This is a genomic window from Kitasatospora sp. NPDC054939 (genome assembly GCF_053610105.1).
On record NZ_JBSGXP010000182.1, the window covers coordinates 1 to 16,519 of the forward strand.

The window sequence follows — 16,519 nt, forward strand, 5'->3', positions numbered from 1 at the left end:
CATTGTGGCGCAGCGCGCCCGGCCCCGGCGCCACCGCCGCCCGGGCGGGGCCGGCGCCGCAGCCTGTCAGACGTCGGCGGAGGCCGGCTCGCGGTCCGGTCGGGGCAGCGTGCCGCCGGGGGCGGCGGCCGGGTCGGACGCCCGCTCGGCACCGGGGCCGGCGGCCGGGCCGCCACCGGGGCCACCGGCGCCCGGGGCTCCGGGGGCGGCGGGCGCCTTGGCGGGCAGCAGGAACCAGGCCAGGACGGCGACCGCGGCGGCGATCGCGGCGGACAGGCCCGCGACGGTGTGCATGGCGTCGATGAAGGCGTCGTTGGCCGGGCCGACCAGCGCCCGTCCCTGTTCGCCGAGCCGGTCGGCGACCGCCAGGGTGGCCTCCAGCGACTCGCCGGCCTTCTCCCCCAGGCCGTTCGGCAGCCCCTCCAGCCGGTCGGAGATGCCGTCCCGGTAGACGGTGGAGAGCACCGCGCCCAGGACCGCGACCCCGAGCGAGCCGCCGACCTGGCGGAAGGTGTTGTTGACCGCCGAACCCGCCCCGGCCTTCTCGCGCGGAAGCGCGCTCATGACCGCCACGGTGACCGGCGGCATCACGTGCGCCATGCCGGCGCCCATCAGCAGTCCGAGCACGAGCAGGACCCAGATCGGCGTGGAGACGCCCAGCAGCAGGTAGCCGAGGAAGGAGACGACGATCAGCGACAGCCCGCCGACGCAGGTGGCGCGGATGCCGTAGCGGTCGACCACCAGCCGGGCGCGGGGGGCGAACACCAGCTGGGCGACGGCGAGCGGCAGCATCAGCAGGCCGGCCTCCAGCGCGCTGTACCCGCGCACGCTCTGGATGTAGAAGACGCCGAAGAAGGAGACCCCCATCAGGGCGAAGAAGACCAGGCCGATCACCACGACGGAGGCGCTGAAGACCCGGTTGCGGAACCAGCTGACGTCCAGCGCGGGGTGCCGGGTGCGGCGTTCGAACCAGACGAACCCGGCCAGCACCAGGACGCCGAGCAGGGTGGGCACCCAGGCCGCGGCGGCGGTGAAGTCGGCCAGCTCGCCGCCCTTGATGATGCCGTAGATCAGTGCGACCAGGCCGACGATCGAGAGCAGCACCCCGACGGGGTCGAGCCGGCCCGGCGCCGGGTCCTTCGACTCGGGCACCAGCAGGGCCATCGCGACCAGGGCCACGACCACGATCGGGACGTTGATCAGGAAGACCGAGCCCCACCAGAAGTGCTCGATCAGCAGTCCGCCGGTGATCGGGCCGATGGCGATGGCCAGGCCGACCGCGCCGGCCCAGATGCCGATGGCCTTGGGCTGCTCGGAGCGCTCGAAGACGTTCATGATGATGGCGAGCGTGGCGGGCATCGCGAAGGCCCCGCCGACGCCCATCAGGGCGCGGTAGCCGATCAGCTCGCCGGGGGTGGTGGCGAGGGCGGAGAGCAGCGAGGCGACGCCGAAGACGGCCATCCCGACGAGCAGCGCCCGCTTGCGGCCGAACCGGTCGCCGAGCAGGCCCGCGGTGAAGAGCAGGCCGGCGAAGACCAGGGTGTAGGAGTTGATCGACCATTCCAGGTCGCTCTGGGTGGCCCCGAGCCCGACCGGCGCGGGGGTCGCGATGGTCTTCATCGCGACGTTGAGGATCGAGTTGTCGAGCACCACGACCATCAGGGCGAGCACCATCGTGCCCAGGACGGCCCAGCGGCGGCGGTGCACTGCTTCGGGTACGCGCGGTGGCGCGGCAGCGGTGGTCATGGTCTCCCCGATCTTCCCGTCCGTACGTGCGGCGATGGCGGGATTTACGGTCCGGTGCCGTCTCGTAACCCCCTCGGCCAGGCTAGCCCCATTTTCGATACGAGACGACTCCGTATCGCAAAGCCTGGGCAAAGACTCCGCCCCGGCCGGCCGCCGGACGGACCGCCGGACCGACTGCCCGAGCGACCACCCCGACCGGCCGCCGGGCGGGCCGCCCGACCGCCCGCCGCGCCGGTGTGCCGCAGATCGCACCCGGCGGGACGCACGCCTCTTTGCGCCCGCGCCGCGGCGTGCAAGCATGGAGGGGATCCGGGGACGCCGTACGGCGCCACGAGACGACAACCCTTCAGGAGCCTGTTCGATGAACGCTTCTTCGCCTTCGCCTGCCCAGAACCAGGCGTCGACCGCCACCCTCTACGGCGGCATCACCAACCGGCGCATCACCGTCCGGGACCTCGCCGCCGCCAAGCAGCGCGGCGAGAAGTGGTCCATGCTGACCGCCTACGACGCGCTCACCGCCGGGGTCTTCGACGAGGCCGGCACGCCCGTCCTGCTGGTCGGCGACTCCGCGGGCAACTGCCACCTCGGCTACGAGACCACCGTGCCGGTGACCATGGATCAGATGGTGATGCTCTCCGCCGCCGTCGTCCGCGGCACCAAGCGGGCGCTGATCGTCGCCGACCTGCCGTTCGGCTCGTACCAGGAGTCCCCGGCCCAGGCCATGCACAACGCGGCCCGGCTGCTGAAGGAGGCCGGCGTCGGCGCGGTCAAGCTGGAGGGCGGCGAGCGCAGCGCCCGGTCGATCGAGCTGCTGGTCGAGGCCGGCATCCCGGTGATGGCGCACATCGGCCTCACCCCGCAGTCCGTGCACGCGCTTGGCGGCTACCCCGTCCAGGGCCGCGGCGACGAGGCGGCGCACCAGCTGCTGCGCGACGCCAAGGCCGTGCAGCAGGCGGGCGCCTTCTCGGTGGTGCTGGAGGCCGTACCGGCCGAGCTGGCCGCGCAGGTCACCGAGCAGCTGGCGATCCCGACCGTGGGTATCGGCGCGGGCGCCGACACCGACGCCCAGGTGCTGGTGTGGACGGACATGGCCGGTATGACGGCGGGCCGGGTGCCCAAGTTCGTCAAGCAGTACGCGAACCTGCGGTCGGTGCTCGGCGCCGCCGCCCGGGAGTTCGCGGCCGACGTCAGCGCGGGCACCTTCCCCGCGCCGGAGCACACCTTCCACTGACCCGGGGCCGCCGGGGCGGGTCGGACGGATCGCGCCCGGCGGGAACCGTCCGACCCGCCCGAGGGCCCCGCTCCCCCACCCCGGGGGGCGGGGCCCTCGCGCGTCCGGCGGCACAGCGCCGCACGACAGCGCCGTGACAGCGGCGCGACAGCGGGACGACGGCACCGGCGGAGCGCCGGCGGTTCCCCGGCCGCCGCCGACAGAACGCTGACAGGGGGCTGACAGACCGGTCGGACAACCTGGTCGGCATGACACGAATCGCCACCGCCCCGAACGACCGGGGGCCCGCCGAGGGCAACGCCGTGGAGGTCCGCGGCATCGTCAAGCACTACGGCGCGACCAAGGCGCTCGACGGGGTCGACCTCACCGTCCGCCAGGGCACCGTGCTCGGCGTGCTCGGCCCGAACGGCGCCGGCAAGACCACCCTGGTCCGCATCCTCTCCACCCTGATCAAGCCGGACGCCGGCACCGCCCGGGTGGGCGGCTACGACGTGCTGCGCCAGCCCCAGCAGCTGCGCCGCACCATCGGCCTCACCGGCCAGTACGCCTCGGTGGACGAGATGCTCTCCGGCTACGAGAACCTCTACCTGATCGGCCGGCTGCTCGACCTCTCCCGCAAGGACGCCAAGGCCCGCGCCGCCGAGCTGCTGGAGCGCTTCTCGCTGACCGAGGCCGGCAGGCGGATCGCCAAGACCTACTCGGGCGGCATGCGCCGCCGCCTTGACCTCGCCGCCAGCATGATCGGCCGGCCCCGGGTCCTCTACCTGGACGAGCCGACCACCGGCCTGGACCCGCGCACCCGCAACGAGGTCTGGGACGAGGTGCAGCGGATGGTCTCCGAGGGCTCCACCGTGCTGCTCACCACCCAGTACATGGAGGAGGCCGAGCAGCTGGCGAACGAGCTGACCGTGATCGACCGCGGCAAGGTCATCGCGGCCGGCGGGATCGCCGAGCTCAAGGCCCGGGTCGGCGGCCAGACCCTGCAGGTCCGCCCGGTGAGCCCGGCCGACCTGCCCGAGATGGCCCGCTGCCTGCACGAGAGCAGCATCGCCAACGCCACCATCTCCACCGACGCCGGGCTGCTCTCGGTGCCGATCACCGGCGACGAGCAGCTCACCGCCGTCGTCGGGGTGCTCGGCACCCGCGGCTTCGCCATCGCCGGGATCGACACCAAGGTGCCCAGCCTGGACGAGGTCTTCCTCGCCATCACCGGGAAGCCCGCGGACGCGGAGCCCCTCCCCAGCCTCGCCAAGGAGCCCGTCGCATGACCACCGCCACCCTCGCCCCCGCCCGGGTGGAGGACAGCCGGATCGGGCTGTCCGGACACGCCCGGCACATCGGCGCGCTGACCCGCCGCAACCTGATGCGGATCAAGGCCGACCCCGAGTCGATGTTCGACGCGGTGCTGATGCCGATCATCTTCACCGTGCTCTTCGTCTACGTCTTCGGCGGTGCGGTCTCCGGCGACCAGGACGCCTACAAGCAGTACATGATCCCCGGCCTGCTCGGGCAGACCGGCATCACCCTGGCGATGGCCGTCGGCACCGGTCTGAACAGCGACTTCCAGACCGGCGTGATGGACCGCTTCCGCACCCTGCCGATCGGCCGCTCCTCCGTCCTGCTCTCCAAGATCGCGGCGGAGACCTGCCGGGCGCTGCTCTCCTTCGCCATCCTGGTGACCTTCGCGCTGATCCTCGGCTTCGAGGTGAAGACCGGGCCGCTGGAGCTGCTGGCCGCGATCGGCCTCTCGCTGCTGTTCGGCATGTCGATCGTCTGGATCTCGATGCTGCTGGGCATGGCGCTGAGCAGCGCCCAGGCCGTCCAGGGCGTCTCGATGCTGGTCCTGATGCCGCTGCAGTTCGGCAGCTCGATCTTCGCGCCGGTCGACACCATGCCGGGCTGGCTGCAGTCCTTCACCAGGTACAACCCGCTGTCTGCCCTCGCCGACGCCTGCCGCAACCTGCTCAACGGCGGCGCGGTGGGCCACTCGGTGTGGATCGTGCTGATCTGGTCGGCGGGCATCACCGCGGTGTTCGCACCGCTCGCGGTGGCCCGCTTCCGCAAGCGGACCTGACCGTGCCGCCCCGCCGACCGGCTGCCCTGTGGGACGGGAGGCGCCTCCCGGCCGCGGGCCGGGAGCGCCGGTCAGCCGGCCGGCGGGGCCACGATCAGGTCGAGCAGGGCCGCGGCCTCCGGCAAGGAGAGGCCGCGGCCCTCGTTCCGCGCCTCCTCGTACGGGCCGTCGCCCAGCAGGACCCGCAGGGCGGCCTCGGTGCGGGTGCGCTCGATCCCCTCCAGGTACCCGCCCTTGGGGCCGGACATCGCATCGTGCGCCCCCTGCAGCACCGCGGCCCGCCGGGCGCTCACCGGGTCGCCGTCCTGCTCGGCCACCGACCGCAGCACCCCGGACGCGGCCGGCACCAGCAGGACGGTCATCTGCTCGGCGAACATCCCCGCCTCGCCGCGCACCGTGCGCAGCATCCGCCAGCCCTCGGTGAGCCGGGCGAGCGCCGACCGGCCGTCCCCCGCCCGGGCGTGCACCAGGCCGCGGGTGCACAGCAGGATCGCCGACACCACGCCGGGGATCAGCGGTCCGAGGGTGCCCTGGGCCTCCTCCAGGGTGTCCAGCTCGGCCAGCGCCTGCGCGTGCTCGCCGCGCACCGAGTGCAGTCCGGAGAGGATCAGGTGCCCGTACAGCTTGGCGCCGTTGGCCGCCTGGTTGCCCGGCTCGACGTCCTGCAGCGCGGTGCGGACCAGCCGCTCGCCCTCGGCCGGGTCGCTGACCAGCAGCGCACTGCCGAGCTGGATCTGCAGCATCGGCACCTCCTGCGGGGCGCCCAGCTCCAGCGCCAGCCCGATGGAGCGCCGGTAGGCGGCGACGGACTCCTCGACGCGGCCCTGCCCGGACAGCGACTCGCCGCGCGCGGCCAGCGCCTGGGACATCCCCCACAGGTCGCCGGCCCGGGTGAACAGTTCCAGCGACTCCTCGCTGTCGCGGTCCCCGGTCTCCATCCCGCCGGGCTGGTCGTTCATCATCTTGGCGCGGATCTGCAGGATGAACGCGAGGTCGCGCGGCCGGCCGTGGCGGCGGCAGCCCTCGACCGACTCGTCCAGCATCGCCCCGATCCCGCTCAGCCGGCCGGCCAGGAACGCGGCGAACACCCGCATCAGCCCCGGGAAGCGGTACGACTGCGGCAGCCCGGGGTGGTAGACCTCCATCACCCGCGCGGCCAGCGCGGTGGTCCGGTCGTCGCCGAGCAGCTCTATGTTGCCCTCGAACATGGCCATCAGCCGGTGCACCTGGACCTGCCGGCGGGCCTCCGCGAGCACCTCCGGCGGGAACGGCGGCTCGTACTCCAGCACCGCCCTGGGCACCGGCTCGGCGGGCGGCGCGTCCACCGCGAAGGGGTCCGGGCCGAGCGCCGCCACGGCCTCGTACCAGGCACGGGACTCGGCGCTGTAGGCGCGCACCGTCCAGAACCAGCTGGAGCCGAGCGCCAGGACCAGCGCCTCCTGCTCCTCCCCCAGCTCGACCGCCCGGCGCAGCGCGGTGCGGACGTTGTCCTGCTCGCGCTCCAGGACCGCCAGCCAGTGCAGCTGCCGCCGGCCGTGCACCTCCAGCTCGGCGGTGCGCACCAGCTCCCGGAAGTGCCGGACGTGGCGCAGCCGGACGTCCTCCTCGCCGGCCTCGGCCAGCCGCTCGGCGGAGTACTCGTGGATGGTCTCCAGCATCCGGTAGCGCGGCGGGCCGTCCCCGGCGAGGTCGGCGACCAGCAGCGACTTGTCGACGAGCGAGAGCAGCAGGTCGGCCACCTCCTCGCGGGGCACCTCGGCGTCGTCCGAGCAGACCGCCTCGGCGTCCTCCAGGGTCCAGCCGCCGGCGAACACCGAGAGCCGGCGCAGCACGGCGCGCTCGCGTTTGCCGAGGAGGTCCCAGCTCCAGTCGACCACCGCGCGCAGGGTCTGCTGGCGCGGCAGCAGGGTGCGGCTGCCGGCGGTCAGGAGCGCGAAGCGGCTGTCGAGCCGGTCGGCGATCTGCCGGGCCGTCATCACCCGCAGCCGGGCGGCGGCCAGTTCGATGGCGAGCGGCAGGCCGTCCAGGCGGCGGCAGATCTCGGCGCAGGCCTCCGGTTCGCTGGCCGGGTCGAAGCCGGGGCGGGCGGCGGCGGCGCGTTCGGCGAGCAGCCGCAGCGCCACCGGGTCGGGCAGCGGCTCCACCGGGTACACCGTCTCGCCGGGCACGCCGAGCGGCTCGCGGCTGGTGGCGAGCACGGTCAGGCCGGGGCACTCGGCGAGCAGCCGGTCGGCGAGGTCGGCGGCGGACTGGATCAGGTGCTCGCAGTTGTCCAGCACCAGCAGCATCCGGCGGCGCCCGCAGTGCTCGACGAGCCGGCGCACCGGGTCCTCGCTGCGGGTCTCGATCACGTCGGCGACCATGCTGCCGGTGTGCAGCACGGTCTCGCGCAGCCCGAGGGCAGAGACCACCGCGCCGGGGACGGCGCCCGGGCTCTGCAGCGGGGCGAGTTCGGCCAGCCAGACGCCGTCCGGCCAGCGCCCGGCGCCCTGTTCGGCGCGGCCGGCCTCGATCGAGAGGCGGGTCTTGCCGGAGCCGCCCGGGCCGGTCAGGGTGACCAGCCGACTGCCCGCCAGGGCGGCGCGCAGGGTGTCGAGTTCGCTCTCCCGGCCGACGAAGCTGGTGAGCCGCCCGCGCAGGTTGCCGGCACTGCGGGCGGGGGCCGCGACCGGCTCGGGGGGCGGCCCCGAAGGCTCGGGCGGTACCGTCTCGGGCGCCGCCTCCCGCTCCACCGGGCTCAGCAACTCGGCGTGCAGGGACTGCAGTTGCCGGCCGGGATCGACCCCGAGTTCGGCCGCCAGCAGCCGCCGGGTGCGCTCGTAGTGGCGCAGCGCCTCGGCGGTGCGCCCGCTCTCGTGCAGTGCCCGGATCAGCAGTTGCTGCAGCGGTTCGTCCAGCGGCCGGCCGGCGCAGAGCTCGGCCAGTTCGGCGGTGAGGTCGGCGGCGCGGCCGAGCCCGAGGTCGGCGGTGATGCGGTGGCGGCGGGCCTCGTCGCGTTGCGCCTCCAGCCGGGTGGCCGGGCCGCTGCGGTCGGGCAGGTCGGCCAGCGCCGGGCCCCGCCACAGGGCCAGCGCGGCGCGCAACTGCTCGGCGGCGCCCGCGTGGTCGGCGTTCTCCAGGGCCTGCCGGCCGTCGGCGGAGAGCCGCTGGAACTCCCCGAGGTCGGTCTGCGGGCGGGTCAGCCAGTACCCGGCCGGGCCGGAGCCGACCTCGTCGCGGCCGATGGTGCGGCGCAGCCGTCCGACCAGGGTCTGCAGGGCGGCGGAGGAGTCCTGCGGCGGCTCGGTGTCCCAGACCTCGTCCACCAGCAGGTCGGCCGGGACGGGGCGCCCCTGCCGCAGGGCCAGCGCCGCGAGCAGTGCACGGAGCCTGGCACCGCCGAGCGGGATCGGTGTGCCGTCGTCGTGGTGGGCGGTGGTGGTGCCGAGGATGCCGTAGTGCACCCGCCCATTCTGGTCGATGGCCGGGCATGCGCACGCACATTTGTCCTCCCCCGGAACCGGGCGGCGGCGGCCGGACGTTCACCGGGGGCGGCTTGTCCGGCCGCCGGGCGCCCGGCATGATCGGTCCCCTGCCGGTATCCACCGAACCCGTCAGACACCGAACCCGCTCAGACACCGAACCGCCCAGACACCCGGAGCCCCACGCCATGACCTTCGCCGCAACGCAGCGCTCCCGCAGCGAGGACCGCCGGATCAGCCCGGTCTTCTGGGCCCTGCTCGCCATACTCGCCACCTCCGGCTGGGCCGTCGGGGCCGGCTGGGGCAACGCCGCCTTCGGGGTGTTCCTGTTCGTGGTCGCGGGCTGGATGGTCTCGCTCTGCCTGCACGAGTACGCGCACGCCCGGACCGCCCTGCACAGCGGTGACCTCACCATCGGCGCCAAGGGCTACCTCACGCTCAACCCGATGAAGTACGCCAACCTGCTGCTCAGCTTCGTGCTGCCGATCGTCTTCGTGATCCTCGGCGGCATCGGCCTGCCCGGCGGCGCGGTCTGGATCGAGCGGCACCGGATCCAGGGCCGGCTCAAGCACAGCCTGATCTCGGCGGCCGGCCCGCTGGTGAACATCCTCTGCGCGGTGCTGCTGCTGGCCCCGATCGGCGCGGGCCTGCTGGACGACCCGGCGATCCACGCCGAGGTGGCCGGCTACGTGCTGCCCGCCTCGCCGCTCGCGCTGGCCCTGGGCTTCCTCGGCATGCTGCAGCTGAGCGCCGCCCTGCTGAACCTGCTGCCGGTGCCCGGCCTGGACGGCTACGGCATCATCGAGCCCTGGCTGTCGCTGAAGACCCGCCGCGCGGTCGAGCCGTTCGCCCCGTACGGCATGCTGGCGATCTTCGCCCTGCTGTGGCAGCCCGAGGTGAACCGCCTCTTCTTCGGCGTGATCTACGACCTGATGGAGCTGCTCGGGGTGAGCCCCTGGTACGCGGGCGAGGGCCACCAGCTGTTCAAGTTCTGGACCGGCTGACCGGCGGCGCCGGACGGCTCAGGCGGGGCTCTGGCCGCTGCGCTCGGCGGCGGCCCGGGCCAGCTTCTCGCGGCGGACGTTCAGCCAGGCGATATTGCTGGCGACGCCCGCCAGCGGGATCCAGACCAGGCCCCACCAGTTGCCCTGCACGAAGGAGACCACGGCGGCGGCCACCGCCAGGACGACGACGATCGAGGCGTACAGGGACGTACGGGGCATGGCGGGGGGCTCCTAGGGCGGGGTGCACCCGGCCTGCGCCGGGTCTGTTCGCCGTCCATTGTCGCCGACCTCACCCCCGGCGGGTGCCCAGGGGTGAGGCCGGGCGGCGTGTCACACGTCGGTGATCCGCAGGCCCGCGTGCGCCTTGTAGCGGCGGTTGACCGAGATCAGGTTGGCCACCAGCGCCTCCACCTGGTGGGCGTTGCGCAGCCGGCCCGCGAAGACGCCGCGCATCCCGGGGATCCGGGCGGCCAGCGCCTGCACCAGCTCGGTGGCCTCGCGGTCCTCGCCGAGGACCATCACGTCGGTGTCGATCCGCTCGATCGACTCGTCCTGCAGCAGCACCGCCGACAGGTGGTGGAAGGCCGCGGTGACCCGGGAGTCCGGCAGCAGGGCGGCGGCCTGCTGGGCGGCACTGCCCTCCTCCGGCTTCAGCGCGTACGCCCCCTGCTTGTCGAAGCCCAGCGGGTTGACGCAGTCCACGACGATCTTGCCGGCGAGCTCCTCGCGCAGCGCGGTGAGGGTCGCGGCGTGGCCCTCCCACGGCACCGCGACGATCACGATGTCGCTCTCCCGCGCGGTGGCCGCGTTGTCCGCGCCGCGCACGCCGGCGCCCAGCTCGGCCGCCACCGCCTCGGCCCGGGCGGCGTCCCGGGAGCCGATGATCACCTGCTGGCCGGCCTTCGCCAGTCGCAGGGCCAGGCCGCGGCCCTGGTCGCCGGTGCCGCCGAGGACGCCGACCACGTGCCCGGAGACGTCGGGGCCGGCCGGGGTTGTCGCTGATTCGAGGGAAGTCATGGGCCGATCCTGCCAAACGGCCGCTGCCGGGCGACATTCTGTGCCGCATGGACGCGGTGAGAGTTTCAGCACTCAGTCAGCGGCTGGCCGGCTCAGGCTGGATCGAGGCGGCGGGCACCTTCGCCGGAGCGCTGCGGCACTCGGTCACCCGGCGCGGCGCCGACGGGCTGCTGCTGGTCGGCACCGAGGCGTACGAGCCGTGGCACCTGGCCGCGCACCTCGACGACGAGGCCGCCCTGGCGGGCGTCCCGCGGCTCGCCCCGACGCTGCTGCGCCACCGGGTGCCCGCGCAGGCCCCCGCCCACCTGGCGCACGGCCTGGCCCGGCTGGCCGCGGCCCGGCGCGGGGCGACCGTCCTGGTGGTGGCCCCGGCGGCGGCCGGGACGCCGCTGCTGGAGCGGGTGCACGACGCCCGCCGGCACGGCGCCACCGTGCTGGCGCTGGAGGGCGCCGGGCCGGGCACGGACGGCGGCGACCTGGCCGGGCTGGCCCACGAGCGGCTCGCCGTCGGCACGGGCGAGGAGGAGCCCTTCGACCTGGCGCAGCACCTGGTCAGTGCGGCCGCCGCCGGGGCGCGCCCGGGCCGGCGCACGGGCCTCGCCCGGCTGGCGGCGCTCGCCGGACGGCTCACCGCGCCGCCCGCGCTGGAGCGGTGGTGACGGCGGCCGGGCCGCGGTGACCGGGCGGCCCGGGGGTGTCCGGGCGGCCGTACCGCTGGTTCACCGGGTCGAAAATCCGTTGCGCGGGCGGCGGCGGCCCACCGAGGATGGTCGTTCGTGGACGACGCCAAGACATCCGGGAGCGGCCGGCTGCGCACGCTGCTGCGCTCCGTACGACCCGACCTCGCCCCCTGGCGCTCCTCCCGGGACTTCCGGCTGCTCTGGTCCTCCGGCTGCGTCACCAGCTTCGGCAGCTACCTCACGTACGTCGCCGTGCCGATGCAGATCAAGGAGCTGACCGGCTCCTCCTTCGCGGTCGGCCTGGTGGGCGCCTTCGAGCTGGTCCCGCTGATCGTCTTCGGGCTCTGGGGCGGGGCCCTCGCCGACGCGATGGACCGCCGCAAGCTGGTGCTGGCCTCCGAGGCGGGGCTGGGCCTGCTCAGCATCCTGCTGCTGGTGAACGCGCTGCTGCCGACGCCGGTGCTCTGGCCGATCTACCTGGTGGCCGCGCTGGTCGCCGCCGCCGACGGCCTGCAGCGCCCGGCGCTGGACTCGCTCACCCCGCGGATCGTCCCGCACGACCAGTTGGCCGCCGCCTTCGCCCTCAACTCGCTCTACCGCAACGTCGGTTCGGTGGCCGGCCCGGCCCTGGCCGGCGCCATCGTGGCGCTGGCCGGGGTGCAGACCGCGTACGCACTGGACGTGCTGACCTTCGGCGCCTCGCTGCTGCTGCTCGCCCGGATCCGGGCCGTGCCGCCGCCGACCGGCGCCGAGAAGCCCTCGCTGAAGGCCATCGCCACCGGTGTGCGGTACGCCTGGAGCCGCAAGGACCTGCTCGGCACCTACGCGATAGACACCTGCGCGATGCTGTTCGCCTTCCCGGTGGCGATCTTCCCCTTCCTGGCCTCCGAGCTGGACGCCGACTGGGCGCTCGGCCTGATGTACGCGGCCTCCGCGGTCGGTGCGCTGGCGGTCGCGGCGACCAGCGGCTGGACGTCCCGGATCCACCGGCACGGCCGGATGCTGGTCCTCGCCGCGCTCGGCTGGGGCGCCGCGATGGCGCTGGCCGGCCTGGCCGGCTCCATCTGGTGGGTGCTGCTGTTCCTGGCCCTGGCGGGCTGCGCCGACCAGGTCAGCGGCATCGCCCGGGCCACCATGTGGAACCAGTCGATCCCCGACGAGGTGCGCGGCCGGATGGCCGGGGTGGAGCTGCTCAGCTACTCGATAGGCCCGCAGCTCGGCCAGGTCCGGGTCGGCACGATGGCCGGCCTGGTCGGCGTGCGCGCCTCGGTCTGGGTCGGCGGCCTGGCCTGCGTGGCCGGCGTCCTGCTGCTGACCGCCGCCCTGCCCAGCCTGCTGGCGTACGACGACCGCACCGACCCGAACGCCGCCGCGGTGCGGGCCGGGCACGAGCGGGCCGCCGCCGAGGCCGAGGCGGCCCGGGCGGCCGAGCAGGCCGCACAGGCGCAGGGCACCGGCGCCGCGGAGGCGGCCGGGGCCGGGGCGGTCTGAGACCCCGGCCCGTTCCCCGGCCGCCGGCGGACCGCCGCTACGACTGCTCGTCGGCCGGGCGGTCGTTCCAACGGGGGTCGTCCTTCCACTCCCGGTTGCGCTCCTCCGCGGTGGCCAGTGCGTGGCCGGCCTCCTCCCGGCTGGCGTACGGGCCGAGGCGGTCCTTGGCCGGGCACTCGGGGCCCTCCTCGACCTTGCCGTGCTTGATGCAGTAGAACCACTCGCCCGGCTTGCCGGTCGGTTTGCGGTGGATACCCAAGGGCATGGCGGTCACTCCCGTCGATCGGTCCGGTCCGGGTCCCCCCGGTCGGCAGGCAGCCGGTCCGCCCCGTCCGGGCCGGTCTGCCGTACTGATCATTCCCCTCCGGGGGACCGTCCGCACACAGGGTCAGGCCATAGACTCGCGGCCATGGCTCTCGTACCCGGCATCCAGTCCCCCACCCGCAAGGTCCCCGCGCACATCGCCCGCCCCGAGTACGTCGGCCGGCCCGCGCCGGCCCCGTACACCGGACCGGAGGTGCAGACCGCCGAGACGGTCGAGAAGATGCGGATCGCGGGCGGGATCGCCGCCCGGGCGATGGAGGAGGCCGCGAAGCTGATCGCGCCCGGCGTCACCACCGACGAACTGGACGCCGTCGCCCACGCGTACATGTGCGACCACGGCGCCTACCCGTCCGACCTCGGCTACCGGGGCTTCCCCAAGTCGATCTGCACCTCGGTCAACGAGGTGATCTGCCACGGCATCCCGGACTCGACCGTGCTGCAGGACGGCGACATCGTCAACATCGACGCCACCGCCTACATCCACGGCGTGCACGGCGACCTCAATGCCACCTACCTCTGCGGCGACGTGGACGAGGAGTCCCGGCTGCTGGTCGAGCGCACCGGGGAGGCGCTGAACCGGGCGATCAAGGCCGTGAAGCCGGGCCGGCAGATCAACGTGATCGGCCGCGTCATCGAGTCCTACGCCAAGCGCTTCGACTACGGCGTGGTGCGGGACTTCACCGGACACGGCATCAACACGTCGTTCCACTCCGGCCTGATCGTCCCGCACTACGACAGCGAGCGGGCCACCGAGGTCATCAAGCCCGGGATGACCTTCACCATCGAGCCGATGCTCACCCTCGGCACCTACGACTACGAGGTCTGGGCCGACGGCTGGACCGTCGTCACCAAGGACCGCAAGCGCACCGCCCAGTTCGAGCACACCCTCGTGGTGACCGCGGACGGCGCGGAGATCCTCACCCTGCCCTGACCCCCGCACCGCCCCGGTGGGCGCGCCTCAGCCGATCAGCCACTGCTCCTCGGCGACCGCGCCCACCTCGGTGCAGGCGTCGGTCAGCACGTCCAGCACCCGCAGCGGGTCCGGCAGCGGCTGCTCCGGCCCGCGCAGCCAGTGCACCTCGGAGCCGTCCGGCAGCGCGGCGGGCGGCAGCAGCGTGTACGAGCCCCGGCAGTGCCAGCGCAGGCCCGGGTGCTCGGACATGGTGTCCGGCGTGGAGTCCAGGGCGCTGGGCCACCACTCGTCCTCGTCGACCGGGGTGCCGCGGGTGGCGGTGAAGAAGAGGTAGCGGTCCTCGCCGACGGCGGCGACCGGACCCTCCACGCCCGCCGCGGTCAGCCGCTCCAGCGCGAGGCGGCCCGCCTCGGCCGGCACGTCCAGCACGTCGTGGGCGCGGCCGGTCGCGGTGACGAAGTTCGCCTGCGGGTCCCGGGCGAGCCAGCGGGCCACCTGCTCGGGATCGGTCGTCGCCTGCGACTGCCAGGCGAAGGAGACCGGGTGCTGGGCCGGAGCCGGACAGGCCACCCGGTCGCAGGAACACCGGTACCCCGCCGGGTGGGCGGCCGGGGCGAGGGGGAAGCCGGCGCGCACGGCGCCGAGCAGCTGATCGAGCCGGGCGGCCGGGCTGTCCGCTCCCCCCGGGCGGGCCCGCTGACGATCACGCCTCTGCCACCAGGTCGTCCACCTGCTGCTGGCTTCCATCGGGCCCCTTCCGCGCACTGCCGTGCCTGGTGCGACACAGCACTCGACGTATCACTCCGACGCAACGCACGGCGCCCCCCGCAGCTTCCCGGGTGGGGCCCGGCCCTGCCGTCTGCGCCCTGCCGGCCGGAGCCGGGGTTGCCGGACGGCCGACGCCCGGGTCACGGTACGGAGTCCTGGCAGTACGGAGGCTGCGGCTCGGCGGCCCGACGGGCACACCTGCGTGCGCCTCGCCCGGCCCGTACGGGGCCCGCTGACCCGGGTGGACCCCGAGGGCGTACAGGAAGGATAAGGGTGCGCGGGGCCTTCGGATGACCGGGGGCGGTGCCGCGCTGGTCACACTCCCGGCACGCAGCCGTCACACGCTCTCCGCCCGGCGGCCGCGCACCGGCCGGCTCCGCGGGGGTGAGACCCTGGTGGGGTGAAGAGCGCGGAGACCGAATTCGTCGGCGGCCCCCTGGACGGGCGGGTCCTCCCCATCCCGCTGGGCCCCATGTACGGCGTGCCCAGGACCTACAAGGTGCCCGTCCCCGCGCACGGCGAGGCCCCCGCGCGCACACTGGTGTACGTCCGGTCCAAGCAGCGGCAGGGCGCCCGCTGGTTCTGGCGCTACGAGTACGACGAGGCGGCCACCGACCGCGCCTCCCAGGGGTAGGCGGCCGCTCCCTCCGGGAGGACGGCCATGGCCCGACGCACCCGCCCCCACCCCGCCCGCCGCGAGGCCGTGATGCACCACAACCGCCAGGTGGCCTACGTCACCGGCGGGCTGCTGGTGGTCGTCAGCCTCTACAGCGCGGCCCTCGGCCCCAACGGCTGGCTCTGGTTCGGCTGGACGGTCCTGCTGCTGCTCTGCGCCGCACTGTTCGCGATCAAGGGCTGAGCGCCCCCGGCCCGCGCCGCGCCTCGTCCCACCCGGCCTTCCGCCGCGCCGCCGCGCCGCCCGGGCCGACGGCCGCCCAGCCGCTACGGTGGCCGCCATGGCCGCTGAACGAGACCTTGCGACGCTGCTGCGCGGGATGCGCCCGATGCTCAACCCGGGCCGGTACGTCTACTGCACGCTGCCCGCGAGGGTGCCCGCCGGGATGCGCCCGGTGGTCACCGTCGCCGAGGCGGAGGGGGTGACGGTGGTGGTCCCCCAGGAGGAGGCCGACGCCCTCGGGCTGGACTACTCCTACGTGGCCGGCTGGATCACCCTGCAGATCCACTCCGCGCTGGAGGCCGTCGGCGTGACCGCCGCGGTCGCCGGGCGGCTCGCCGAGGAGGGCATCAGCTGCAACGTGGTGGCGGGCTTCCACCACGACCACCTCTTCGTCGCCGCCGACGACGCCGAGCGCGCGGTCCGGGCGCTGGAAGGCCTGGCGACCACCGGCTGACCCCGCCGGCGGGGTCCGGGGCCGCCCTCCCGGACGCCTCCCGGACGGCTCAGCGCCGAGTGGCCCGCGCCGGGGGCGGCTCCGAGACTGGAAGTGGCCGCTCGGCCGCCCGGCCGGCCGGACCCACCGAAAGGGAGACGGACCCATGGCAGTCTGCGACGTCTGCAGGAACGACTACTGGCTGGCCTTCGAGATCAAGACGATCACCGGCGACACGTACACCTTCGACAGCTTCGAGTGCGCGATGGAGAAGCTCGCCCCGCGCTGCGAGCACTGCCAGGTCCGCATCGTGGGCCACGGCGTCGAGGTGTCCGGCCGCTTCTTCTGCTGCGCCAACTGCGCCCGCGTCAACGGCGGCCTCGGCGAGCAGATCCGCGACGCCGTCGGCGCCCACCCGTCCTGAACGCCGGCCCGCCGTGGTGCGGGGGCGGCCCGGCCGGATCCGGCGGGGCCGCACC

The 16,519-nt window shown here is 74.5% G+C and carries 17 protein-coding genes; 11 read left to right on the top strand and 6 right to left on the bottom strand.

Going from position 1 to position 16,519, the window contains the following annotated elements:
• Positions 1-66 precede the first annotated feature (66 nt).
• On the bottom strand, positions 67-1,746 hold the full coding sequence (locus ACWGB8_RS34145; RefSeq protein WP_452217542.1) for a DHA2 family efflux MFS transporter permease subunit: 1,680 nt from the start codon (positions 1,744-1,746) through the stop codon (positions 67-69).
• Between the two features lie 361 nt (positions 1,747-2,107).
• Here ACWGB8_RS34145 and panB point away from each other — a divergent pair, with 361 nt between their 5' ends.
• The 3 genes from panB (at position 2,108) to ACWGB8_RS34160 (ending at position 5,051) form a co-directional block, all read left to right on the top strand.
• A complete protein-coding gene (gene panB, locus ACWGB8_RS34150; RefSeq protein ID WP_452217543.1) occupies positions 2,108-2,977 on the top strand; it encodes a 3-methyl-2-oxobutanoate hydroxymethyltransferase in 870 nt (289 codons plus the stop codon).
• Between the two features lie 248 nt (positions 2,978-3,225).
• A complete protein-coding gene (locus ACWGB8_RS34155; RefSeq protein ID WP_452217544.1) occupies positions 3,226-4,245 on the top strand; it encodes an ATP-binding cassette domain-containing protein in 1,020 nt (339 codons plus the stop codon).
• Entirely contained in the window at positions 4,242-5,051 is an 810-nt protein-coding gene (locus tag ACWGB8_RS34160) for an ABC transporter permease (protein ID WP_452217545.1), read from the top strand. The genes ACWGB8_RS34155 and ACWGB8_RS34160 overlap by 4 nt, the downstream gene beginning before the upstream one ends.
• 71 nt (positions 5,052-5,122) lie before the next feature.
• On the opposite strand, the gene ACWGB8_RS34165 is transcribed toward ACWGB8_RS34160, so the two are convergent.
• Positions 5,123-8,494, bottom strand: a complete 3,372-nt coding sequence (locus ACWGB8_RS34165; RefSeq protein ID WP_452217546.1) for an ATP-binding protein — start codon at positions 8,492-8,494, stop codon at positions 5,123-5,125.
• Positions 8,495-8,700: 206 nt separating this feature from the next.
• On the opposite strand from ACWGB8_RS34165, the gene ACWGB8_RS34170 reads away from it, so the two are divergent.
• Complete coding sequence (locus ACWGB8_RS34170) at positions 8,701-9,516, top strand: site-2 protease family protein (protein WP_452217547.1); 816 nt, start codon at positions 8,701-8,703, stop codon at positions 9,514-9,516.
• Between the two features lie 18 nt (positions 9,517-9,534).
• Here the strand turns inward: ACWGB8_RS34170 and ACWGB8_RS34175 are convergent, their stop codons facing one another.
• A complete protein-coding gene (locus ACWGB8_RS34175) occupies positions 9,535-9,735 on the bottom strand; it encodes a hypothetical protein (protein WP_452217548.1) in 201 nt (66 codons plus the stop codon).
• 111 nt (positions 9,736-9,846) lie between these two features.
• Positions 9,847-10,533, bottom strand: a complete 687-nt coding sequence (gene npdG, locus ACWGB8_RS34180) for an NADPH-dependent F420 reductase (RefSeq protein ID WP_452217549.1) — start codon at positions 10,531-10,533, stop codon at positions 9,847-9,849.
• 47 nt (positions 10,534-10,580) lie between these two features.
• Between npdG and ACWGB8_RS34185 the strand changes: the two genes are divergently transcribed.
• Entirely contained in the window at positions 10,581-11,192 is a 612-nt protein-coding gene (locus ACWGB8_RS34185; RefSeq protein ID WP_452217550.1) for a hypothetical protein, read from the top strand.
• A gap of 117 nt (positions 11,193-11,309) precedes the next feature.
• A complete protein-coding gene (locus ACWGB8_RS34190) occupies positions 11,310-12,704 on the top strand; it encodes an MFS transporter (RefSeq protein WP_452217551.1) in 1,395 nt (464 codons plus the stop codon).
• Positions 12,705-12,741: 37 nt separating this feature from the next.
• Here ACWGB8_RS34190 and ACWGB8_RS34195 read toward each other — a convergent pair whose 3' ends face one another.
• Positions 12,742-12,969 (bottom strand): hypothetical protein, encoded by a 228-nt coding sequence (locus tag ACWGB8_RS34195; RefSeq protein ID WP_452217552.1) that lies wholly within the window; start codon positions 12,967-12,969, stop codon positions 12,742-12,744.
• 144 nt (positions 12,970-13,113) lie between these two features.
• Here ACWGB8_RS34195 and map point away from each other — a divergent pair, with 144 nt between their 5' ends.
• Positions 13,114-13,959, top strand: a complete 846-nt coding sequence (gene map, locus ACWGB8_RS34200) for a type I methionyl aminopeptidase (protein WP_452217553.1) — start codon at positions 13,114-13,116, stop codon at positions 13,957-13,959.
• A gap of 27 nt (positions 13,960-13,986) precedes the next feature.
• Here the strand turns inward: map and ACWGB8_RS34205 are convergent, their stop codons facing one another.
• Positions 13,987-14,688, bottom strand: a complete 702-nt coding sequence (locus ACWGB8_RS34205; protein ID WP_452217554.1) for a bifunctional DNA primase/polymerase — start codon at positions 14,686-14,688, stop codon at positions 13,987-13,989.
• 421 nt (positions 14,689-15,109) lie between these two features.
• Here ACWGB8_RS34205 and ACWGB8_RS34210 point away from each other — a divergent pair, with 421 nt between their 5' ends.
• From ACWGB8_RS34210 to ACWGB8_RS34225, 4 genes are all read left to right on the top strand, one after another.
• Positions 15,110-15,343 (top strand): hypothetical protein, encoded by a 234-nt coding sequence (locus tag ACWGB8_RS34210; RefSeq protein WP_452217555.1) that lies wholly within the window; start codon positions 15,110-15,112, stop codon positions 15,341-15,343.
• 27 nt (positions 15,344-15,370) lie between these two features.
• Complete coding sequence (locus ACWGB8_RS34215) at positions 15,371-15,568, top strand: hypothetical protein (RefSeq protein WP_452217556.1); 198 nt, start codon at positions 15,371-15,373, stop codon at positions 15,566-15,568.
• Between the two features lie 97 nt (positions 15,569-15,665).
• Complete coding sequence (locus ACWGB8_RS34220; RefSeq protein WP_452217557.1) at positions 15,666-16,061, top strand: ACT domain-containing protein; 396 nt, start codon at positions 15,666-15,668, stop codon at positions 16,059-16,061.
• A 145-nt stretch (positions 16,062-16,206) separates the two neighbouring features.
• Positions 16,207-16,464 carry a Prokaryotic metallothionein gene (locus ACWGB8_RS34225; RefSeq protein WP_452217558.1) on the top strand — a complete coding sequence of 86 codons (258 nt, stop codon included), beginning with the start codon at positions 16,207-16,209 and terminating at the stop codon, positions 16,462-16,464.
• The last annotated feature ends 55 nt before the right edge of the window (positions 16,465-16,519 follow it).